This window comes from Cupriavidus sp. WKF15 (genome assembly GCF_029278605.1).
Lineage (GTDB): Bacteria > Pseudomonadota > Gammaproteobacteria > Burkholderiales > Burkholderiaceae > Cupriavidus.
The window spans coordinates 1,872,499-1,894,113 of record NZ_CP119573.1; the positions used below are offsets into that span (position 1 = coordinate 1,872,499).

General features: G+C 67.1%; 20 protein-coding genes and 2 tRNA genes. 16 read left to right on the forward strand and 6 right to left on the reverse strand.

What is annotated here, in order from left to right; translation table 11 throughout:
* Positions 1-236: 236 nt before the first annotated feature.
* A complete protein-coding gene (locus CupriaWKF_RS25855; RefSeq protein WP_276101287.1) occupies positions 237-797 on the reverse strand; it encodes an HdeD family acid-resistance protein in 561 nt (186 codons plus the stop codon).
* A gap of 160 nt (positions 798-957) precedes the next feature.
* Here CupriaWKF_RS25855 and CupriaWKF_RS25860 point away from each other — a divergent pair, with 160 nt between their 5' ends.
* The gene (locus CupriaWKF_RS25860) at positions 958-1,839 is read left to right on the forward strand and encodes a hypothetical protein (protein WP_276101288.1); all 882 of its coding nucleotides are present in this window, start codon (positions 958-960) and stop codon (positions 1,837-1,839) included.
* A gap of 88 nt (positions 1,840-1,927) precedes the next feature.
* Here the strand turns inward: CupriaWKF_RS25860 and CupriaWKF_RS25865 are convergent, their stop codons facing one another.
* Together CupriaWKF_RS25865 and CupriaWKF_RS25870 are read right to left on the reverse strand one after the other, a co-directional pair.
* Positions 1,928-2,230 carry an amino acid ABC transporter permease gene (locus tag CupriaWKF_RS25865; RefSeq protein ID WP_276101289.1) on the reverse strand — a complete coding sequence of 101 codons (303 nt, stop codon included), beginning with the start codon at positions 2,228-2,230 and terminating at the stop codon, positions 1,928-1,930.
* 191 nt (positions 2,231-2,421) lie between these two features.
* Positions 2,422-3,342, reverse strand: coding sequence for an amino acid ABC transporter substrate-binding protein (locus CupriaWKF_RS25870; protein ID WP_276101290.1), 921 nt, complete (start codon positions 3,340-3,342; stop codon positions 2,422-2,424).
* A 251-nt stretch (positions 3,343-3,593) separates the two neighbouring features.
* On the opposite strand from CupriaWKF_RS25870, the gene CupriaWKF_RS25875 reads away from it, so the two are divergent.
* The 11 genes from CupriaWKF_RS25875 to CupriaWKF_RS25925 all read left to right on the forward strand — a co-directional run bounded on the left by CupriaWKF_RS25875 (position 3,594) and on the right by CupriaWKF_RS25925 (position 15,258).
* Positions 3,594-4,682, forward strand: coding sequence for an acyltransferase (locus tag CupriaWKF_RS25875; protein WP_276101291.1), 1,089 nt, complete (start codon positions 3,594-3,596; stop codon positions 4,680-4,682).
* A gap of 276 nt (positions 4,683-4,958) precedes the next feature.
* Positions 4,959-6,197 carry a GTP cyclohydrolase II gene (locus tag CupriaWKF_RS25880; RefSeq protein WP_276101292.1) on the forward strand — a complete coding sequence of 413 codons (1,239 nt, stop codon included), beginning with the start codon at positions 4,959-4,961 and terminating at the stop codon, positions 6,195-6,197.
* Entirely contained in the window at positions 6,194-7,498 is a 1,305-nt protein-coding gene (locus CupriaWKF_RS25885; protein ID WP_276101293.1) for a URC4/urg3 family protein, read from the forward strand. Before CupriaWKF_RS25880 ends, CupriaWKF_RS25885 begins: the two co-directional genes overlap by 4 nt.
* A 119-nt stretch (positions 7,499-7,617) precedes the next feature.
* Complete coding sequence (gene upp, locus CupriaWKF_RS25890) at positions 7,618-8,298, forward strand: uracil phosphoribosyltransferase (protein WP_276103212.1); 681 nt, start codon at positions 7,618-7,620, stop codon at positions 8,296-8,298.
* Positions 8,298-8,999, forward strand: a complete 702-nt coding sequence (locus tag CupriaWKF_RS25895; protein WP_276101294.1) for a TetR/AcrR family transcriptional regulator — start codon at positions 8,298-8,300, stop codon at positions 8,997-8,999. The genes upp and CupriaWKF_RS25895 overlap by 1 nt, the downstream gene beginning before the upstream one ends.
* A gap of 24 nt (positions 9,000-9,023) precedes the next feature.
* Positions 9,024-10,031 carry a BMP family protein gene (locus CupriaWKF_RS25900; protein WP_276101295.1) on the forward strand — a complete coding sequence of 336 codons (1,008 nt, stop codon included), beginning with the start codon at positions 9,024-9,026 and terminating at the stop codon, positions 10,029-10,031.
* An 83-nt stretch (positions 10,032-10,114) separates the two neighbouring features.
* On the forward strand, positions 10,115-11,707 hold the full coding sequence (locus CupriaWKF_RS25905) for an ABC transporter ATP-binding protein (RefSeq protein ID WP_276101296.1): 1,593 nt from the start codon (positions 10,115-10,117) through the stop codon (positions 11,705-11,707).
* Positions 11,697-12,788 (forward strand): ABC transporter permease, encoded by a 1,092-nt coding sequence (locus CupriaWKF_RS25910; protein WP_276101297.1) that lies wholly within the window; start codon positions 11,697-11,699, stop codon positions 12,786-12,788. The genes CupriaWKF_RS25905 and CupriaWKF_RS25910 overlap by 11 nt, the downstream gene beginning before the upstream one ends.
* Entirely contained in the window at positions 12,788-13,750 is a 963-nt protein-coding gene (locus tag CupriaWKF_RS25915) for an ABC transporter permease (protein ID WP_276101298.1), read from the forward strand. Before CupriaWKF_RS25910 ends, CupriaWKF_RS25915 begins: the two co-directional genes overlap by 1 nt.
* Before the next feature lie 27 nt (positions 13,751-13,777).
* Positions 13,778-15,076: an amidohydrolase family protein gene (locus CupriaWKF_RS25920; RefSeq protein WP_276101299.1), complete on the forward strand. Its 1,299-nt coding sequence runs from the start codon at positions 13,778-13,780 to the stop codon at positions 15,074-15,076.
* A 95-nt stretch (positions 15,077-15,171) separates the two neighbouring features.
* A tRNA-Leu gene (locus tag CupriaWKF_RS25925) sits at positions 15,172-15,258 on the forward strand.
* Positions 15,259-15,383: 125 nt separating this feature from the next.
* Here the strand turns inward: CupriaWKF_RS25925 and CupriaWKF_RS25930 are convergent.
* A complete protein-coding gene (locus CupriaWKF_RS25930) occupies positions 15,384-17,183 on the reverse strand; it encodes a GGDEF domain-containing protein (protein ID WP_276101300.1) in 1,800 nt (599 codons plus the stop codon).
* 382 nt (positions 17,184-17,565) lie between these two features.
* Here CupriaWKF_RS25930 and CupriaWKF_RS25935 point away from each other — a divergent pair, with 382 nt between their 5' ends.
* The 4 genes from CupriaWKF_RS25935 to CupriaWKF_RS25950 all read left to right on the forward strand — a co-directional run bounded on the left by CupriaWKF_RS25935 (position 17,566) and on the right by CupriaWKF_RS25950 (position 19,540).
* On the forward strand, positions 17,566-18,303 hold the full coding sequence (locus CupriaWKF_RS25935) for a hydrolase (protein WP_346348608.1): 738 nt from the start codon (positions 17,566-17,568) through the stop codon (positions 18,301-18,303).
* A gap of 75 nt (positions 18,304-18,378) precedes the next feature.
* Positions 18,379-18,455: transfer RNA gene (locus tag CupriaWKF_RS25940), tRNA-Arg, on the forward strand.
* Between the two features lie 213 nt (positions 18,456-18,668).
* Positions 18,669-19,241: a GNAT family protein gene (locus CupriaWKF_RS25945; RefSeq protein ID WP_276101302.1), complete on the forward strand. Its 573-nt coding sequence runs from the start codon at positions 18,669-18,671 to the stop codon at positions 19,239-19,241.
* 44 nt (positions 19,242-19,285) lie between these two features.
* Positions 19,286-19,540, forward strand: a complete 255-nt coding sequence (locus CupriaWKF_RS25950; RefSeq protein WP_276101303.1) for an RNA-binding protein — start codon at positions 19,286-19,288, stop codon at positions 19,538-19,540.
* Positions 19,541-19,581: 41 nt separating this feature from the next.
* On the opposite strand, the gene fghA is transcribed toward CupriaWKF_RS25950, so the two are convergent.
* Positions 19,582-20,424, reverse strand: a complete 843-nt coding sequence (gene fghA, locus CupriaWKF_RS25955) for an S-formylglutathione hydrolase (protein ID WP_276103213.1) — start codon at positions 20,422-20,424, stop codon at positions 19,582-19,584.
* A 16-nt stretch (positions 20,425-20,440) separates the two neighbouring features.
* Entirely contained in the window at positions 20,441-21,547 is a 1,107-nt protein-coding gene (locus CupriaWKF_RS25960) for an S-(hydroxymethyl)glutathione dehydrogenase/class III alcohol dehydrogenase (RefSeq protein WP_276101304.1), read from the reverse strand.
* Positions 21,548-21,615 lie beyond the last annotated feature (68 nt).

A 21,615-nucleotide genomic window follows, 5' to 3' on the forward strand; every position in this document is an offset into this window, starting at 1 on the left:
ACCGACCGCAACTGGGATACCGGGCATGGCGGGAAGCCGTCACAACGCTTGCGGCCGGTCCCCGGTGGACAAGGCAAGCCGTCAGGCCAGTTTTTGACCTGCTTTGTGATTCAAGCGTACCTTTTCCCCGGTGCTCCGAGCGTCCCTCTCGCGGGCGGCAATGGTAGCACGGGTGAGGCACCCGTCCTGATTTCGGGTGGCCGGTGACCGCCCCGTGGGCAACCGTTCTGCCGAAGTCAGGCTGGCTGGGAAATTGCACCCGGCCGCACGCTGCGCAGCCGCAGCGCAACCCCCAGGAGCAGGATGCCGCACACGATGGCCCAGGACCCAATCAGCCAGAGCACGGCGAGCGCACCGGCCAATGGCCGCCACAGCACCATGAAGGCGAAGGCGATGCTGACCAGCCCGGTCAGGATCAGCCACCACTCGTTGGGGATCTCCTTGCGCAGGCGCACGGCTGCGACAATCTGCAGCACGCCCGTGGCCAGCGTCCATGCCGCGATATAGATCAGCAGGGACAACGCCGTGATGGTCGGGCTCAGCCAGGTGAGCGCACCGACGCCCAGGCCCAGCAGGCCCTGCAGCGCCAGGATCCAGCGGTCGCTGCTTTCGCGCTGCTTGCCGGAGATCGCCATCAGCAGGGCCATCAGGCCGTCGGCCGCCGTAAATGCGCCGAAGAGGATGATCAGCGCGGCCAGCGTGGCGATCGGGGCAAAGAACGCGCAAATGCCGAAAACCAGCGCCAGCAGACCGCGCAATGCGATCACCCACCATAATTTCGCGTAGTACTGAAGCATGGGATCTCCTGCGAGGTATCGGGGACGCCAGCCAGGACCGGCCTCCGAAAGCACGGCGAGACAGTGCACGGGAAACGCGCTAACTTTGGAACAGGCCGATTGCAAGCCTGATCCAGTCGCGGCCGGATCGGGCGCAAGATCATTCTAGACAGGGATTCATGTGAAGACAAAGGCGCAGCATTTCCGGCGAAACGGCGCTGCGGGCGTGCTGGCACTACTGCTGGCCAGCGTTGCCTGGGCCCAGCAGCGGTCCGATTCGCATCCGGGCCCCACGGCGCCCGGGGCTTCCGCGCCGCCATCGGCTGGCGCCGTGCTCTGCGACGCGCCCTGGTTCCGCTCGGGTTCGCACGTGCAGATGGAGGGGGACGGTGCGCTGCCGATGTCGATCACCATGACATTGCGCGATGTCGGGCGCAGTGCCCACGGGTGCCGCGCACAACTCGAGGTGAACTCCAAATCGGCCATGTCGGCGCTGATGGGGCCGCCCGTCATCATGGACCAGGTGCACCAGGTCAATATCGACCGGCGCACGCCCGCGGACCAGACCAGCATCGAAAGCCAGCACGCCGTTATCAATGCCCGTGCGCGCTACGCGCGCATGTATGGCGAGGCGGCGTTCAAGGGTAGCGGGGTGTTCAACTATGCCGGCATGAACCTGCGCGAAGGGACCACGCTGGAGGGCGAGACGTTCGAATCGAGCCTGTCGCTGAAGGTCTATCCGCTCGGTTCGGACGAGGTGGTCAGCACCATGCGCGCGCTGCACGCCTCCATCCATATCAGCTCGCGCCAGGTCGGCCGCCGGCAGATGATCGATACCGTCATGGGCCGAAAGGAATGCCTGCCGATTACCTATGACAAGCGCACGTCCCTCGGGCCGCTGCTGGTCGGTGAAGAAGTCGTGCAGGTCGAACCTTCGGTCATGCATATCACCGACTGGTATTGCCCGGCCGAGGCTTTCGTGCTGCGGACGGAGGTCAGGCAGGACGGGAAAGTGCAGCGCATCGACGTGACGGCGCTGGAGCAGGATACGCAAGCGCCGTAGATCCCCATCGGCAGGCTTCCGGCGCTGATCCCCGAAATGCAAAAAGCCCGTGCACACGCACGGGCTTTCTTGCATGGCTGGCCGGGTATCAGCTGGCCGCCGGCGCCGAAGCGGCCTTCTTCTTGCTCTTCTTGGACTTCGACTTGGCCGGTTTCTTGGCTTCCGGGGCCGAGGCGTCGGTCAGGTCGCTGCGGGTGCTCTTGTTGGCGCCCTGGCTGTACGGGTCGAACTTGTCGCCGGTCTTGGCGCCCTCGGTGTACGGGTCGAATTTCTGACCGGACTTGGCGCCCTGCGTATACGGGTCGAACTTCTTGCCGCCGGTTTGCGCGTGGGCGGCCACAGCAGCCGTGCCCAATGCGAGCGCGATCGCGGTCGCAACGAACTTGTTCATGATTTCTCCTGAGTCCTGCCTGGTTATGCCACCCCGTCGGGCGGTTCTTCGCGGTTGCTCCTCTGGCGGGAGCGACCGGTTTCAGTGTCGCCAAGCTCCTGTCGGGCTGTCAACTTGGGGGCTACCCGGCGGTAGGTCTTATGGAAATCATGGATTGCCACATCAGGCGGCCTGAGCCTGATACGTTGACATCACTCCGTCGCCGTGTCGGACGGGTGCTTCCAGGCTTCCCGCACCTGGTTCGACGGGGCCAGGGCGAGGTTGATGCGGCGGCTGCCGATGGGCTGCTGGAACCAGTGCTTCTGCAGCGACGCGATGTCCTGGCCCGCGAAGGTGGTGGCCAGCGTCTGGTCCACGAACTGTTTCCATTCGGGGTCGGCTTTCGACATCATCAGCGCGTTCTGCTCCGTCGAAAGGGCCGGACCGACGATCACATACTGGGACGGGTCCTTGGCGCGCGCGCGCAGGCCCGCCAGCAGGACATCGTCCATCACGAAGGCCTGCGCGCGGCCCGATTCCAGCAGCAGGAACGATTCGCCATGATCCTTGGCGTAGATGTCGCGGTAACCATACTGTTGCTTCAGGCGGCGCACATGGCGGTCGCCGGTGGAACCGGCGCTGGTGACCACGGTCTTGCCGCGCAGGTCCGCGAAGGACTGGATGCCGGAATCCGCGCGCACCAGCATGCGCACGGTCGACACATAGTGCGACACGCTGAAGGCCACCTGCTTCTGACGTTCCAGCGAGTTGGTGTTGGGCGCGCAGTCCAGGTCCACCAGGCCATTGGTCATTGCCGGGAAGCGGTTCTGCGGCGTGAGCGGCATCCAGCGTACCTTGATGTCCTTCAGGCCCAGTTTCTGGCGGGCTGCCTCGGCGACGCGCAGGCACAGGTCGACGGCATAGCCGGCCGGCTGGTCCTTGTCATCGGCAAACGAGAACGGCAGCGCGGATTCGCGATAGCCGAGCACGATGGTGCCGCTGTCGCGGATCTTGTCCAGCACCGGGCTCTGGGCGTGGGCGCCAAGCGGAGACAGCGCGGCCAGGGACAGCATCAGGGCCGCCAGGGAACGGAATAGCTTGCGACGGGAAGCGAACGATTGGATGGACAGCATGTGGAAGGCAGGCGGGGCGCAGTGACGCCAGTTGCAGCAAAGGTGTGAGGGTATACCCGGAACTGGCGCACGAGAAGGACAACTTTGTCATAAGCAAATGCCTTGTCGGCAAGACAAGCGCTCGCCGCCCCGGAAACGGCACATGCTGGTGATTTGTGTAACGATTACGCATTTTGTGACAAATAAGGCGCAAACAGTGCTCGAGATGGGGGTAAAATCGCGCCCATCGCATTTGTAACGTTCTTATAACAATGAGCCCCCGTCCTTCGCGCCTGGCGTGCATAGACGCCCTCAAGGCGGTCAGTTCGCAACTGATCGTGCTCCATCACCTGGCGTTCTACGGCCCCATGTCCGACGCAGCCTATTCGCTGGCGCCGGACGCGCTGGACTGGCTGTCGCAGTACGCCCGCATTGCGGTGCAGGTATTCCTGGTCGTCAGCGGCTTCCTGGCGGCACGCAGCCTTGCGCCCGAGGGACGGCTGACTCTCCGGCAGCATCCGCTGGCAGCGGTCTGGCGCCGCTACCAGAAGCTGGTCACGCCTTATGCCGCGGCGATATTGCTGAGCATCGCGGGCGCGGCCATCGCGCGTACCTGGATGGTCCACGAGTCGATTCCCGCGCCGCCGCACCTGATGCAATTCCTTGCCCATGTGCTGCTGCTGCATAACGTGCTGGATGTCGATGCCTTGTCCGCAGGAGTCTGGTATGTGGCGATCGACCTGCAGTTGTTTGCCCTGCTGGTGACGGCGCTATGGCTGGCGCGCGGGGTTTCGGGCCAGGGTGCGCAAGCGGGCGTCGTGCTGGTGTCGGCGCTGGCGGTGGCATCGCTGTTCTGGTTCAACCGCGATGCCGGATGGGACATCTGGGCGGTGTACTTCTTCGGCGCCTATGGCATGGGCACGCTGGCTTACTGGGCGTCCAACGCCGACCGCTCGGCCATTCCGCTGCTGCTGCTTGGGGCGCTCGGGCTGGCAGCGCTGATCGTCGATTTCCGGCTGCGGATCGCCGTCGCGCTGGCGACGGCCCTGCTGCTGGCGGTGGCCAGGCGCGGGGGCTGGCTCGAAAGCTGGCCGCGCGCGGCGGTGGTGGGCTTCTTCGGCCGCATCTCTTATTCCGTGTTCCTGGTGCATTTCCCGGTCTGCCTCATCGTGAACGCGGTGGTGTCGCACTTCGCGCCGGGCAGCCCGGTGCTCAATGCAATGGGCATGGTGTTCGCCTGGCTGGCGAGCAATGTTGCCGGGACCTTGTTCCACCGCTACGTAGAAAGCACCAACCCGTTCGCCGCGTTGCGAGCACTGCTGGCAGGCGGGCGCCGCAGCGCAGGGGAATCAACGACGTAAGCGAATCCGGGCCGCCCGAGCGTGCAATCCGGCGCAAAGCGGCTGAGGACATGAGCGGCACGTGGCCAACCCGGCCCGTGCCGCTTTTTCGTGGTGCGCATGCACCACGAGCGCCAGAGGCGTGCGACGCCTCAGTGCAAATGGGGCGCCGTTGCCTCCGTGCGACGACCCACATGGCCCGGAAATGGGCATTGGGCGATGGCACAGAGATTGCCTAGTATGGAATCGTAAACCTGACCGTTTGGTCAGGATTCCATCACGGAATCGAGGGCTCTCATGTCCGACCATATCGTCCTGACTTCGCACGCGCGCCGCGACAAACCGGCCGAGCCGATCCACTGGGGGGCGCCCACGGCCGCGGAACGCGGGCCGGTGATCGCCAGCCTGACGGACCCGGAGCGACGCAATGTGATCGGTACGCATTCGGGCGCCTATGCCATCTACCGGGCCCTCGCTGTGGCCTCGGGCCGCTTGCAGCGCGACCATCGTCCGGACCTGACCGATACCGCGCCGGCCGAAGCGATCGGCCCGCATCCGCAGTGGGCGGACCCGGACAAGATTGTCTCGCTCGACCCGTGGGGCCATCTCGTTTCCAGCGCATTTGCCGACCGCATCGCCGCAGGCGTGGACATCCGCCCGACCATTGCCGTGACGCGGGCGCATATCAACATGCCCGAACTGGCCGCCGCGATTGCCGCGGGACGGCTCAGGCCGGACGGCGACATTCTCCATGCCAACGGCGACGTGCGGGTCACCAAGGCCGCGGTGGACCCGGTCTGGTACCTGCCCGGGCTCGCGCGCCGTTTCGAGATCAAGGAAACCGCGCTGCGCCGCAGCCTGTTCGAGCAGACCAGCGGCATGTTCCCGGAGCTGGTGACGCGGCCCGACCTGAAAGTCTTCCTGCCGCCGATCGGCGGCATGACGCTATATTTCTTTGGCGATGTCGCCAAGCTGGGCCAGCCGGACACGCGCGTGGCCTGCCGCGTGCATGACGAGTGCAACGGCTCGGACGTATTCGGCTCCGACATCTGCACCTGCCGGCCCTACCTCGCGCACGGCATCGAAGTCTGCATCGAGATGGCGCAGCAGGGCGGCGTAGGCCTGGTGGTCTATAACCGGAAGGAAGGACGCGCGCTGGGCGAGGTCACCAAGTTCCTGGTCTACAACGCCCGCAAGCGCCAGGTGGGCGGCGACCGCGCCGAGACCTACTTCGCCCGCACGGAATGCGTGGCCGGCGTGCAGGACATGCGCTTCCAGGAACTGATGCCGGATGTCTTCCACTGGCTGGGCATCCGGCGCATCGACCGCTGGGCGTCGATGAGCAATATGAAGCACGGTGCGCTGGTGGCCCAGGGCATCGAGGTGGTCGAGCAGGTGGCCATACCTGAAGAACTGATTCCGGCGGATGCGCGCGTGGAAATCGACGCCAAGGTGGCGGCCGGCTATTTCACGCGCTACACGCCGCCTGACGCCGACGAACTCGCCCTGGCAAAGGGCAGGGGGTTGAACGAATGAGCACGTATCCCGAAGCGGACCGGCCCGGCGGGCCGGACCAAGGCCTCGGCAGCGGTTGGTACAGTCCGGTGCCGGCGGGGCACCCGGCCGCGGCGCTGCTTTGTGCCGAAGCGGTGCGCACGCATTGCGCGGCGATCACGGAACATGTGGCGGCCGGTCAGTCTGAACTGTTCACCTGGCATCCCGATCGCGTGCATGCCATTGCCGACTACGTGGCCAGCACCATCCGCCAGCGCTACCCCGATCTGCGGGTGCCGTACCACAGCCGCTGGCGCCATTTCGAAAGCGGCGGCTCCGGCGAGCGGCTCGACCGCTGGCAGATCCTGTGCGAGCGCGCCGCGCTGAGCGGCCCCGAGCACCGCGAGGACCGCGCACGCATCGGCATCGACCTGGTCATTCCCAGCGTCCTGCTGGATGCCGGAGCCGGGCCCGACTGGCGCTACCGCGATCCGGCCAGCGACCTGATCCTGACCCGCTCCGAAGGGCTCGGCGTGGCCAGCTTCGACCTGTTCGCGCGCGGTGGCTTTTCGGCCGAGCCGGGCAATCCGCTGCGTGCCGATGCCGAACGCCTGTTGCGCATCGATGCGTCCAGCATTGCCACGGCGTTCCAGGTGGCGCAGCACAATCCGCTGGTCGGCCTGGAGGGGCGCGCCGGGCTGCTGCGCCGGCTGGGCGAAGTCATGCAGGCCACGCCGGCCGTGTTCGGCTCGCCGGCGCGGCTCGGCAACCTGTTCGACTACCTGAAGGCCAATGCGGTCGATGACCGCATCGACGCGAGCTTCATCCTGAAGACGCTGCTGGTGGCGCTGGGGCCGGTGTGGCCGGGGCGGGTCGTGCTCGACGGCATCTCGCTCGGCGATACCTGGCGCCACCCGGCGGCTCCCGGCGGGCTGGTGCCGTTCCACAAGCTGACCCAGTGGCTGACGTATTCGCTGCTGGAGCCGCTCGAGGATGCCGGGCTGATCGTTACCGGACTGGATGCGCTGACCGGGCTGCCCGAGTACCGCAACGGCGGCCTGCTGTTCGATTTCGAGCTGATGGTGCCGCGCGACGCGGGGTTTGCACAGGTGGTGCACGAGGTGCACGAGCCCGTCATCGTCGAATGGCGCGCGCTGACGGTGACCGGGCTGGACCTGGTGGCCGACGGCGTGCGCCAGGCGCTCGGATTGAGCGAGACGGCGTTTCCGCTGGCGCGCGTGCTCGAAGGCGGCACCTGGGCCGCGGGGCGGCGGATTGCCGCCAAGCGCAGGGCCGGCGGGCCGCCGCCATTCGCGATCCACAGCGACGGCACGGTGTTCTGAGCGCCGCGAACGCGCAGTCTTACGCTTGCCCGCCGGCCGACGCCGACCGGCGGTGCAATCCCTGATTTCCACGCTAGCCCGATTCAGTCCGATTGCATAGGAGCGTCACCATGAACGACATGTCTGCCGTCCCCGTGGCACCGGCCGCAGCCGCCAATGCCCCGGTTGCCGCCGCCTCCGTGCTGGTGGTGGACCACCCGCTGGTCCAGCACAAGGTCACGCTGGCGCGCAGCGAGGAGACCACCACCGACAACTTCCGCCGGCTCGTGCGCGAGATCAGCCAGCTGCTCACCTACGAAGCCACGCGCGACCTGCCGATGGAGACCATCGCCATCAGGACGCCGATCGCGCCCACGCAGTCGCCGGTACTGGCGGGCAAGAAACTTTGCCTGGTGTCGATCCTGCGGGCCGGCAACGGCTTCCTCGACGGCATGCTGGAGCTGCTGCCGGCCGCGCGCGTAGGCCATATCGGCCTGTACCGCGATCCGGAAACGCTCGAGCCCGTCGAGTACTACTTCAAGATGCCGGAGGACATTCGGGAGCGGTTCGTGATCGTGGTGGACCCGATGCTGGCCACGGGCAATTCGGCCATCGCGGCGCTGAACCGGCTCAAGGAGAGCGGCGTGACCATGCTCAAGTACGTGTGCCTGATCGCGTCGCGCCCGGGGCTGAAGGCGCTGCAGGCCGCGCACCCGGACGTCGCCATCGTGACGGCGGCCATCGACGAGGAGCTGAACGAGCACGGCTACATCGTGCCCGGGCTTGGCGACGCCGGGGACCGCCTCTACGGCACGCGGTGATGGACGGGCCCGCGACCGCCACGGCGCGGCGCCTGCCCCTGGCGCGGGAAGCGTGCGGCGGGCGCATCCGGCAGGAGAACGAAGCCATGATCCTGCGCGCGGCCGAGCACGTGTTCGCGCGCGCCGGCTTCGCGGGGGCCACCATGGCCGAGATTGCCGTGCGTGCCGGCGTGCCCAAGTCCAACCTGCACTACTACTTCCGCACCAAGCAGGCGCTGTACCGCGCGGTGCTGGCGCACACGCTGCAGCTCTGGCTGTCCGAGACCGAGACCATCCGTGCCGAACTGCCGCCACAGGTGGCGCTCGAACAGTACATCCGCGCGAAGATGCGGCTGTCCGCCAGCCATCCCGATGCCTCGCGCGTGTTCGCCAATGAACTGCTGCACGGCGCGCCGGAGATCGGCGAAGTCCTGCGCCATGCGCTGCGCGAGCTGGTGGCGCACAAGGCCGCGGTCATCCGCCAGTGGATCGCCAACGGGCAGATGGCCAGCGTGGATCCGCAGCACCTGTTCTTCACGATCTGGGCCGCCACCCAGACCTATGCCGATTTCGAATCGCAGATTTGCGCCGTGCTCGGTGTGAGCCGACTGGGGCGGCGCGATTTCGAGCTGGCCACCGAGCACCTGGTGGCGCTGCTGCTGCGCGGTTGCGGGCTCCTGCCCATGGCCGCGCCGCTTGCCCGGGATGTGCCGACACCGTAGTACTCAAACAAGGGAGAGAGAACCATGAGGTCTGGACGCAATCGCAGGACCTGGCTGAAGCTGGCCGCCGCAGGCGCAGCCGTGGCCGTCATCGGCACCGTGCCGCTGGCCCACGCGCAGGCGAAGCTGAAGGTGGCAGCGGTCTACACCGTACCGGTGGAGCAGCAGTGGGTGTCGCGCATCCACAAAGCGCTCAATGAAGCCAAGGCCCGCGGCGAGGTGGACTATGTGTTCTCCGAAAGCGTCTCGAACGCCGACTATGAACGCGTGCTGCGCCAGTATGCGGAGCAGGGCGCGGCGCTGATCGTCGGCGAGTCATTCGCGGTGGAATCCGCCGCGCGCAAGGTGGCGAAGGACTACCCGAAGACGGCGTTCCTGATGGGTTCGTCGGGCAAGCCGCAGGCGCCGAATTTCTCCGTGTTCGATAACTACATCCAGGAGCCGTCCTACCTGACCGGCATGATCGCCGGAGGCATGACCAAGACCAACCACATCGGCATGGTGGGCGGTTATGCGATCCCCGAGGTCAACCGACTGATGCACGCATTCATGGATGGCGCGCGCTCGGTCAATCCGAAAGTGAAGTTCACGGTCAGCTTCATCGGCTCCTGGTTCGATCCGCCCAAGGCCAAGGAAGCGGCCTTCGCCATGATCGACAAGGGGGCCGACGTGCTGTACGCGGAACGCTTCGGCGTATCCGATGCCGCCAAGGAGCGCGGCAAGCTCGCCGTCGGCAACGTCATCAACACGCAGCCGCAGTATCCGGCGACCGTGGTGGCGTCGGCACTGTGGAACATGGAACCGACCATCGGCGCGGCGCTGGCCAAGGTCAAGGCGGGGCAGTTCAGGAACGAGGACTACGGTCAGTATTCGCTGATGAAGTACAAGGGGGCCGAACTGGCGCCGCTCGGGACCTTCGAGGGCAAGGTGCCGGCCGAGCTGATGGTCAAGGTGCGCGCCAGGGAAAAGGCCATCCTTGATGGCAAGGAACCCGTGAAGGTGGTCGAAACGGAGCCGAAGTCCACACCGTAGGCGTCCTGCGGCGATGCCAAGCGGATGGCCATGTCTGGCGGGCGGCCGCCAGACAACCCTTTTTTGTTCCCTTCCTGACATCCATGTTCCTGCCTGAATCGCCGCCGGTGCTGCGCATGGCCGGCATCACCAAGCGCTTTGGCGCGCTGCTGGCCAACGACGATATCTCGCTCCACCTGCGGCGTGGCGAGGTGCTCGCGCTGCTCGGCGAAAACGGCGCGGGCAAGAGCACCTTAGTGAATATCCTGTTCGGCCACTACGTGGCCGATGCCGGTAGTGTCGAGATCGACGGCGTGGCGTTGCCGCCCGGCAATCCGCGCGCGGCGCTGGCGGCCGGCATCGGCATGGTGCACCAGCATTTCACGCTGGCCGACAACTTGTCGGTGCTCGACAATATCCTGATAGGCACCGAACCGCTGTGGCAGCTGCAGCAACGCCGGCGCGCCGCGCGAGCGCGCGTGCAGGAGCTGTCGCACCGCTTTGGCCTGGCCGTGCAGCCGCACGCGCGGGTCGGTGCGCTTTCAGTGGGCGAGCGCCAGCGCGTGGAGATCATCAAGGCGCTGTATCGCGGTGCCCGCGTGCTGATCCTTGACGAGCCGACGGCCGTGCTGACGCCGCAGGAGGCCGACAGCCTCTTTGCCACGCTGGCCCAGTTGATTGGCGATGGCATGTCGGTCATCTTCATCAGCCACAAGCTCGACGAAGTGCTGCGCGTCTCGCACCGCGTGGCCGTGCTGCGCGGCGGCCGGCTCGTGGCCACGCGCGACGCCGCGGCCACGTCGCGTCCGGAACTGGCCGAGCTGATGGTCGGGCGTGCCGTGCAGATGCCGGCGCGCACGCGGTCCGCGCTGCGCAATGCGGCGGAGGTCCGCACCGAACTCGCGCGGGTCAGCGTGCCGGCATCGCCGGGGCGCGTCGCGCTGCAAGACGTATCGCTGTCGCTGCGCAGTGGGGAGATCGTCGGCATTGCCGGCGTGGCGGGCAATGGCCAGGTGACGCTGGCGGAGGTCATGAGCGGCATGCTCGCGCCTGAGTCGGGCACCGTGACGGTGGCGGGCCAGGTCATGCCGGCCGAGCCGCAACGCTGGATCGCGGCCGGCGTGGCGCGCGTGCCCGAGGATCGCCACGCGCAGGGGGCGGTCGGAGAACTCGCGGTGTGGGAGAACGCGATCGCGGAGCAGATCGGCCAGCCGGCCTTCACGCGCGCGGGAGTGATCCTGCGCGGCGCCGCCAGGCGCTTCGCGCGGGATCTGGCTGCGCGCTTCGACGTGCGTGGCGGCGGCATCGATGTGCCCACGCGCACGCTGTCCGGCGGCAATATGCAGAAGCTGATCCTCGGGCGGGCGCTCTCGGTGGCCGGCGAGGGCGAGGCGCCGCGCGTGGTGGTGGCGAGCCAGCCGACGTGGGGCCTCGATATCGGCGCCGTGGCCTATGTCCACCGGCAGCTTCTGGACGCCGCCGACGCCGGGGCCGCGGTGCTGCTGATTTCCGAAGATCTGGACGAATTGATGACACTCGCTGACCGGATTGCGGTGATGCATCGCGGACGCCTGACCGAGGCACTCCCGGCGCAGGCCTGGACGTTGGCGACACTGGGCCTGGCCATGGCCGGCGCGGCGGCTGCCCCGGAAGGCGCCGCGGCCGCGGGCGGGACGGAGGTGTGCGATGCGGCTTGAAGCGCGGGCAACGGTGTCGCGCGTGGCACTGGTGGCGGCGCCGGTGGGCGCCGTGGCGGCCACGCTGGCGATCTGCGCGCTGCTGGTCGCCTGGGCGGATGCGCCGGTTGGGCGGGCCTACCTGACGCTGCTCGAAGGCGGCTTCGGTTCGCGCTTTGCCTGGTCGGAGACGCTGACGCGCGCCACGCCGCTGATGCTGACCGGGCTGGCCGTGGCCGTGGCGTTTCGCGCGCGGCTGTTCAATATCGGTGCCGAGGGCCAGCTCTATCTTGGCGCGCTGGCCGCGGTGGCCATTGGCGGGCAGGTGGATGGCGGCCCCGCGCCGTGGGCCGCGCAGCTTCCGGCCGGCGTGCTGTTCGCGCTGATGGTCGCGGCCGGGATGCTGGCCGGGGCGCTGCTGCTGCTCGGCCCCGCATGGCTCAAGCTGCGGCTCGGTGTCGATGAAGTGGTGACCACGCTGCTGCTGAATTTCATCGTGCTGTTGCTGGTCTCGATGATGCTCGACGGCCCTATGAAAGATCCGCTGGCAATGGGGTGGCCGCAGTCCGTAACGCTGCTGCCGGAACTGGAGCTGTCGCGCCTGATGGAACGTTCGCGCGTGCACAGCGGTCTGCTGGCGGCGTGCGCGCTGGCGCTGGCGGTGTGGGCGATGAAGCGCTACACCGTGTTCGGCCTGCAGATGCGGGCGGTGGGTGCCAATGCGCGTGCCGCCGCATTCGCCGGCATGCCGGTGGGCCGTGTGACGCTGTTCGCGGCGTTGTTGTCGGGCGCGCTGGCGGGCCTGGCCGGCGTGGTGGAGGTGGCGGGGCGCACGAGCTATCTCACACTCGACATGTCGCCGGGCTACGGCTACGCGGGCGTGGTCATCGCCATGCTGGCCGGGCTCAACCCGCTCGGCGTGGTGGCAGCTTCGGTGTTCGTGGCCGGAGTCCTGGTCGGGGCCGATGGCATGAGCCGCGCGGTCGGGGTGCCCAACGCCATTGCCGACGTGATCGTGGCGGTGGCGCTGCTGGCCATGCTGGTCGCGACCATGCTGACGCGCTATCGCATCCGCCTGGACCGCGTGCGGGGAGTGGCCTGATGGACCTGCTCGACATCCTTGCCGCCGCGCCGTTCTGGGTCGCCGTCCTGCGCGTGGCCACGCCGCTGGTGTTCGGCACGCTGGGCGTGCTGCTGTGCGAACGGGCCGGTGTGCTGAACCTTGGCATCGAAGGGATCATGGTGGCCGGCGCGTTCTCCGGCTGGCTCGCGGTATACCACGGTGCGCCGCTGTGGGGAGGCGTGGCGGTGGCGGCAGGTGCGGGGCTGGTGTTCGGGCTGCTGCACGGCTGGCTGACCGTGACACTGGCGTTGTCACAGCACGTGGCAGGACTCGGTGTCACCATGCTGGCCACGAGCCTGTCCTATTACGCCTACCGGATCGGCTTTGCCTCGGTATCGTCGCCGCCGACCATCACGCCTTTCGCGCCGATGGGCTGGCTGGCGCAGGTGCCGGTCGCAGGGCCCTGGCTCGGTCCGGTGCTGGGCGCGCAGACAGCGCTGACGCTGCTGGCCTTGCTGCTCGCGCCGGTGATTGCGTGGCTGCTGTACCGCACGCCGCTCGGGCTTGCGGTGCGCATGGTGGGCGAAAACCCTGCGGCGGCCGAAGGGCAGGGCATCCGCGTGGGCGCCGTGCGCATCGGCGCGGTCATGGCAGGATCGGCACTGATGGCGGTGGGCGGCGCGTTCCTGACGCTGTCGGCGTTCAATGCCTTCTTCTTCAACATGATCAACGGGCGCGGCTGGATCTGCGTGGCGCTGGTGGTGTTCGCGTCATGGCGGCCCGGCCGGGCGCTGCTGGGCGCGCTGCTGTTCGCCGCGTTCGATGCGCTGCAGCTGCGCCTGCAGCAGGGCGGCGCCAGCCTGCCGGGGCTGCCGCCGCTGCCCTACCAGCTTTACCTGATGCTGCCCTACGTGCTGTCGATCGTCGCGCTGATCCTGGTGGCTAGACGCGCCACCTATCCGCAGGCGCTGATGAAGCCGTACCGCCGGGGCGAGCGCTGACCTGAACCATCCGATCCTGGAGCCGCCATGCTGGAACTGATCCTGCGCCACTGCACGCTGCCCGACGGGCGCACTGGCATCGATATCGGTATCGACAACGGCCGCATTGTTGCGGTGGAACCCGCGCTCGCCGCGCAGGCGGCCAGCGAGATCGACGCGGCGGGGCAATTGGTGACGCCGCCGTTCGTCGACGCGCATTTCCATATGGATTCCACGCTGTCGTACGGGCTGCCGCGCGTGAACCAGTCCGGCACGCTGCTCGAAGGCATTGCGCTGTGGGGCGAACTGAAGCCGCTGCTGACGCAGGATGCGCTGGTCGAGCGCGCGCTGGCGTACTGCGACTGGGCCGTGGCCAGGGGGCTGCTGGCGATCCGCTCGCACGTGGATGTGTGCGACCCGCGCCTGCTTGCGGTGGAGGCGCTGTTGCACGTGCGCGAGCGCGTGCGTCCCTACCTCGACCTTCAGCTCGTCGCGTTCCCGCAGGACGGCGTGCTGCGCGCGCCGGGCGCGCTCGACAATCTTTGCCGCGCGCTGGATATGGGCGTGGAGGTGGTCGGCGGCATTCCGCATTTCGAGCGCACCATGGCGGACGGCGCGGCGTCTGTGCGCCTGCTGTGCGAACTCGCCGCCGGGCGGGGCCTGCGCGTCGACATGCATTGCGACGAGAGCGACGATCCGATGTCGCGCCATATCGAAACCCTGGCCAGCGAGACCGTGCGGCTGGGCCTGCACGGACGCGTCGCCGGCTCGCATCTCACCTCGATGCATTCGATGGACAACTACTACGTGTCCAAGCTTCTGCCGCTGATGCGCGAGGCCGGCGTGGCCGCAATCGCCAACCCGCTGATCAACATCACCTTGCAGGGCCGCCACGATACCTACCCGAAGCGGCGCGGCATGACGCGTGTGCCCGAATTGCTCGCGGCAGGCGTGCCGGTTGCGTTTGGGCATGACTGCGTGATGGACCCGTGGTACAGCCTGGGCAGCGGCGACATGCTCGAGGTGGCCCACATGGGCCTGCACGTCGGCCAGATGACCGGGCAGGACGCGATGCGCAGCTGCTTTGCGGCCGTGACATCCACGCCCGCGCAGATTCTTGGTCTCGAGGGCTACGGCCTTGCGCCGGGCTGTCGCGCGGACCTGGTACTGCTGCAGGCGCGCGATCCCGTCGAGGCCATCCGCTTGCGCGCCGCGCGCCTGCTGGTATTGCGCGGGGGCAAGACCGTGGCCAGCATGCCGCCGGCCACGGCCGCGCTGCAGCTGCCGGGACGGCCGGCGCAGGTAGATTTCATGGCCAGGCGCGGGGAAGCCGTGCAGGGTCGCTGACGCGCAGAGATTTTTTGCGAAAGAGTGTTGACAAGGTTCATGCTGCCACGCATAATCTTGTTCTTCGCATCGCTGCAGAAATGCAGCGGAACGAAGCCCAGATGGCGGAATTGGTAGACGCACTAGGTTCAGGTCCTAGCGGTGGCAACACTGTGGAGGTTCGAGTCCTCTTCTGGGCACCAAATTCAGAAAAGGCCCGCAGCGATGCGGGCCTTTTTCCGTTTACGGTCACGACAATTACTGTCGCGACCTTGCCCGAGGCAACGGCTTGGGGCGGGCACCGCGCCGAACGGCGCGGCGTGCCGGTTCAATCGTCGACGGTCTCGGCGGGTTGATCGGCGCGCCGCACGCAATTGCGGCCGTCGGTCTTGGCGCGGTACATCGCGGCGTCGGCCTCGGCAAACAAGCGCGGCCAGTGGATCGCGCCGATGCGACCGGTCGCCACGCCAAAACTGGCGGTCACGGGCAGCCGGTTGCCGTCGGCCAGGCGGATGGGCTCGGCGCAGATCGCCGTGCGCAATGCCTGCGCGATGGACGCGGCTTCGTTGGTGCCGGCGCCCGGCACGAGCACCGCGAATTCCTCGCCGCCAAAGCGGGCCAGCGCGTAGCCGGGATTCACCAGGTCGCGCATCAGGTCAGCCACCACGCGCAGCACCTCGTCGCCGGTGGGGTGTCCATGCCGGTCGTTGATCTGCTTGAATCGATCGACGTCCATCAGGATCAGGCTCACGGTCGCGGGTCCGTCCGGATTGGCGGGTTGCACGGCAATATGCTCCAGCGCGCGCCGGTTCAGCAGTCCGGTCAGGCTGTCGGTACGGGCCTGGTGCTCGAGCTGCTCGGTGAGCGTTGCGCGCTCGCGCAGCTTGCGGCGCAGGATATCGAGCGCATCGAACAGGCGCCGCATCTCGCGGCTGGTTGCCGGCATGGCGAAGCCCGGGCGGCTGCGTCCCTCGGCCAGGGCGATGACGGCATCGCGCGCGTGCAGCAAAGGCAGGAATACCGAGCGCTGCGCGAACACCAGCAGGTAGCCGAGCACCAGCAGGATCAGCGCCGTGGCGCCGCCGGCGATTGCGAGCACGTGCAATGCGCGTTTGCGGTCGGCCTCGAAATGCGCGATGACCTCATCGAGGAATGCGCTGCGCAGTCGTTCCAGCGGCTCCAGTGTGGGCACATAGCGGTTGGTGAACTCCGTCGGCGTCATCGAGTAGCGCCCCGACTGGCGGCCTTGCATCACCATGCTGTCGACCATGGCCAACCCGTGGCCAAAGAACTGGTAGCTCGCGTCGGCGTACGCCTGCTGGAGCTGCGGGGTTTCGCCGTACATGTTGTAGGCGGGTCCGGCCAGTTCCCACAGTTCCACCAGGCGACCGCGCGAGCGTGATGTATCGGCAAGGGTGCGGATCGGGATCGGCTGGTGCGCGGCAACCGGCGCCATGATCTGCGAGGCCGCGCGCCCGCCGTACTCGCGCAGGTCGCCGAGCATCTTGCCGGTGAGTGCAGGCGCCGAGAGGCCGGGGTGGCATGCCGACAACTGCCGTACCTGCCAGCCGACCAGCGGCTGCAAGGCATCCACGGCTTCGAACATGGCTTCGATGGCGTGCTGGAGTTCATCCATCTGCCGGTCTTCGCGCTGGCGGCTTGCCAGCGCATCGATGTCCGCGCGCGCCCGGCGCAGCCGCTCGCGCACGCGCTCCACCATCAATGGCGGCATAGAGTGCTGGTGCAGGCCGGCTGGCGCGGGTGGCGGCGCCAGCAGCCGCGAGAGCGCGGCGTCGCTGCGCGCGCGGAATTCGCGCAGCCTCTCCCGCGCTGCGCTTCTTTCGGCCGGCGCCTCTCCCAGCACACTGTTGGCGGGGCCGCGTTCGGCCGACAGCACATTGGCCGCGTCCAGCAGGACACGGTATTCCGAGATGTCATACAGGTTCTGCCGCGCCGCGGCGAAATCGCCATACGCGCGGGCCATCACCAGGGCAGCCAGGCCAACCGTACACAGCGCGGCCACCGCGGTGGCGGCCGACAGCTTGCGCTTCAGGCTCCGGCTTCGGCCTGCTGCCGGATTGCTGGCGTGGGTATTGCCGACCGGGCGAAGTCTTCGCCGAAACGCCATGGTTGTCTCCTCCCGCGCCGCTTCGGCCAGGACAGGCATAGGAAATCGTTGAATTTCGACATTATTGATGAAAAGCACCAGGGCCCCGGGCAAAGCCGACGCCATTGCTCCACTAAACGGGACGTCACCGCGACTGTCCGGAACGCTGGCTCAGCGGCTGCGTGGCAACAGACATTCGCCGCTTACCAGTTGGCGGGCATTTGACCTATGCTCAAACAAATCGGGCAAGCGTTGATAACGTCCGAAGGTGGTTGCCATGACTGTGGTCTTGTCATCATCGAGAGAGAGGGAGGTTGGGGTGTACCCCGTGTGTCACGACGACTGTGCCGCGACACAGCATGGGGCGCGCCACCATCCCCTGCAATGCTGTTGCGTGCTGGCCATGCTGGTGTGTTCCGTGGCCAGGGCGGACGAGGGTGCTCCGGGCACGGATTCCATCCTCGGCTGGCAACATGTGCAGGCGAGCGACCTTGGCGGGATGACTGCCGGTGCGGCCTCCGCTGGCCGAGGTTCTGTCTCCTCCGTCGAACACAATGCGCCGCCACCCGGTTATTCCCCCCGCATCGAGGTATCGACAGGTGCGGGGCCTGATGACGACGCACCTGGCCTCGCGGACATCGATCGCGATACCGAACGCCTGCGCTACGGCCCGAGGCGGATCCTGGTTCATGTCGACGATATCACCACCGCCAGCGGATTCGTGGACAGCCGCGTGCGCACCATGGCGGTGGCACTCGATGCGGTCGTGCCCCATGCCGGCGGCCTCACCATTCAGCCTCGCGTGCAACTTGCCTATCAGCCGGGCAATGCCGCCACGGGGACACAGGCGCCCGACATGCTGGGCGATTCCAGTGCGACGGGTTTCGGCGTGCGCCTGTATGGCGCCCAGCCAACCCGGCTTGCGGGCGTCTACCCGTTTGTCGAAGCCGACTGGTGGCAGGACAGCCGCAAGCAGACCATCAACATCAACGGAACCAAGATCGACACGGACCTGCTGCGCGGACTGTTCTCGTTCAATATCGGCGCACATGGCAATACCGCGTCCGGCGTCAAGTTGTGGTTCAAGGTCAAGGCGGGACACAATGCAGGGGGCACTGTCGGCGCGCGTTATCGCTGGTAGCCGTAATTGATGCAAAGTTTTTTCCGGAAGGGGCTTGCACAAAAGCCAAAGTGCGATACAATCTATGTCTCGCGTGCGGCTGTAGCTCAGTTGGATAGAGTACTTGGCTACGAACCAAGGGGTCGTGGGTTCGAATCCTGCCAGCCGCGCCACCTATGCAGAAAGAAAAGGGCTTCCGGAAACGGAAGCCCTTTTTCATTCCGTCATTCCGTCATTCCGGCGTTGTCATCACGCTCGAATCAATCGCGTTCATACGCGACCGTGGCGTATGCGCCCTGCACGGCGCGTCATTTGGCACTACAGTGAATGAGCTTCGGCGATTCAGCCGGGTTTCCTGTTCATCCCGTGACGCAAACCGTGCTCAGATGCCCGCACCCATACCATTGCCGTTTACGCCAACCCGCCTGACCTTGCGGGATGGCCGCCAGATCCTGCTGCGCGAAATCTGTGAGCAGGACCGCGCCGGATTGCTTGCCGCGTTTGCCCGGTTGTCGGACGACGCCCGCTACACGCGCTTCATGGCCCCCATGCGGGAACTGCCGGAAGCCATGGTGGAACAGGCCACGCACCCGCAACCAGACCATGAATGCGCGCTCGTCGCCATCAGTGAGGCCGAGGGCAAGGACCGCGGCGGCAGGCTGGTGGGCGGCGCGCGGTTCGTGGCGGCGCCTGGCAGCGATGTCTGCGAGTTCGCCATCACGCTCGATGATGACTGGCATGGCGCAGGCCTGGCGCGCATGCTGATGTCGGCGCTGATCGACACGGCGCGTGCGCGGGGCTATGCGCGCATGGAGGGATTCGTGCTGGCCATGAATACTCCCATGCGTCGCCTGGCGCGTCGCCTTGGTTTTTCCGACGTTGCCTGCCCCGACGATGCGACCGTGCGCATCGTCACATTGCCGCTTGGCACACAGGGCGATGTCGACTGCGCCCGATGAAACGCAGGGAATGACGGCGACGTGGCGAACGGAGGGAGGCCACCATGTCTGTACTGCTGCTCGGCAATATCGAGCCCGGCACGACCGATGACGAGATCCGCGAGTTCCTGGTGAAGTACGGCTTGCCGGAATTCGACGCTGCCGAGCATGTGCCCGGCGATGGCAGCAATCCGGCGGTCATGCTGACCTTCAGCGCGCTGGACCCGGCGACGCTGCGCAAGCTGCTCACGCGCATCCACGGCATGTTCTGGAAGCGCCGCCGCCTCAGCGCGCTGGTCATGACCGAACGCTATATCTGAGCGATGCGCGGCGCGAGCCGCCCATCCTCATCGCCGCGTCGTCAGAGTTGTCCGGCGTGGTGCCGGATATGGTCCGCTACGAAGGTGCTGATGAAGTAGTAGCCATGATCGTAGCCGGCATGCCGGCGCAGCGTCAGCGGCTGGCCTGCCGCGACGCAGGCGGCCTCGAACGCTTCGGGATGGAGCTGGTTCGGCAGGAACTGGTCCGCCAGCCCCTGGTCGACGAGGATGCCGGCCGGGAAGGGCGCCGCGGTTTGGGCGGCCATCAGCGCGCTGGCATCATGCCCGGCCCAGCGGCTGCGGTCCGTCCCCAGATAGCCGGTAAAGGCCTTCTCGCCCCACGGACACTGCATCGGCGCGGCGATGGGCGCGAACGCCGACACCGAGCGGAAGCGCTGTGGATGCCGCTGTGCCAGCACCAGCGCGCCGTGTCCGCCCATCGAGTGCCCGAAGATGCCGACCCGGTCCGGGTCGACCGGCAACTCGCGGCTCACCAGGTTGAACAGTTCCTGCGTGACGTAGCTTTCCATGCGCCAGTGCGTGTTCCACGGCGCCTCGGTTGCATCGACATAGAAGCCCGCGCCAACCCCGAAGTCCCATGCATCCGCCTCGCCCGGCACGCCTGCGCCGCGCGGGCTGGTGTCGGGTGCGACCAGCACCAGGCCGTGCTCGGCGGCAAAGCGCTGCGCGCCGGCCTTGATCATGAAGGTTTCCTCGGTGCAGGTCAGCCCGGCCAGGTAGAACAGGGCCGGCAGCTTGCCGCCGGCCCGCGCTTGCGGCGGCAGGTACACCGAGAAACGCATCGGCAGGCCGATGGCGGCTGATGCGTGCCGGTAGAAGCGCTGCACGCCGCCATGGCACCCGTGTTCTGACAGCAGTTCCAGGGTCACGGCGCGCTCCTCAGTACAGCACCACGGAACGGATCGACTCGCCGCGCTTCATCAGGTCGAAGCCTTCATTGATACGCTCCAGCGGCAGCGTGTGCGTGATCAGGTCGTCGATATTGAGCTTGCCGTCCATATACCAGTCAACGATCTTCGGCACGTCGGTGCGGCCGCGCGCGCCGCCGAAGGCCGAGCCCTTCCATTCGCGCCCGGTCACGAGCTGGAACGGGCGCGTGGAGATTTCCGCGCCGGCCTCGGCCACGCCGATGATGATCGACTTGCCCCAGCCCTTGTGGCAGCACTCCAGCGCCTGGCGCATGATCTGCGTGTTGCCGATGCACTCGAACGAGTAGTCCGCGCCGCCGTCGGTGAGCTGGATGATGTGGTCGACGACATTGCCCACGTCCTTGGGGTTGACGAAATCCGTCATGCCGAACTTGCGCGCCATGGCTTCGCGCGCGGGGTTGATGTCCACGCCGATGATCTTGTCCGCGCCCACCATCTTCGCGCCCTGGATCACGTTCAGGCCGATGCCGCCCAGGCCGAACACCACCACGTTGGCACCGGCTTCCACCTTGGCGGTGAAGATGACCGCGCCCACGCCGGTGGTCACGCCGCAGCCGATGTAGCAGACCTTGTCGAACGGCGCGTCGGGACGGATCTTCGCCAGCGCGATCTCCGGCACCACGATGTGGTTGGCGAAGGTCGACGTACCCATGTAGTGGAAGATCGGCTTGCCGTCGATCGAGAAGCGCGAGGTGCCGTCCGGCATCAGGCCCTTGCCTTGCGTTGCGCGGATGGCCTGGCACAGGTTGGTCTTGCGCGACAAGCAGAATTTGCACTGGCGGCATTCCGGCGTGTACAGCGGGATCACGTGGTCGCCGGGCCTGAGCGAGGTCACGCCCGGGCCGACGTCGGTGACGATGCCCGCGCCCTCGTGGCCCAGGATCGCCGGGAAGATGCCTTCCGGATCGGCGCCGGAGAGCGTGTAGTAGTCGGTGTGGCAGATGCCGGTGGCCTTGATTTCCACCAGCACTTCACCGGCGCGCGGGCCTTCCAGGTCCACGTCTTCGATGGTCAGCGGGGCGCCGGCTTTCCAGGCGATGGCGGCTTTGGTCTTCATGGGATCCTCCGGGGGAAAGGGGAACAGACGGCCTGCGTGGGCCAAAGGCATGACTATACGGCCTTGCG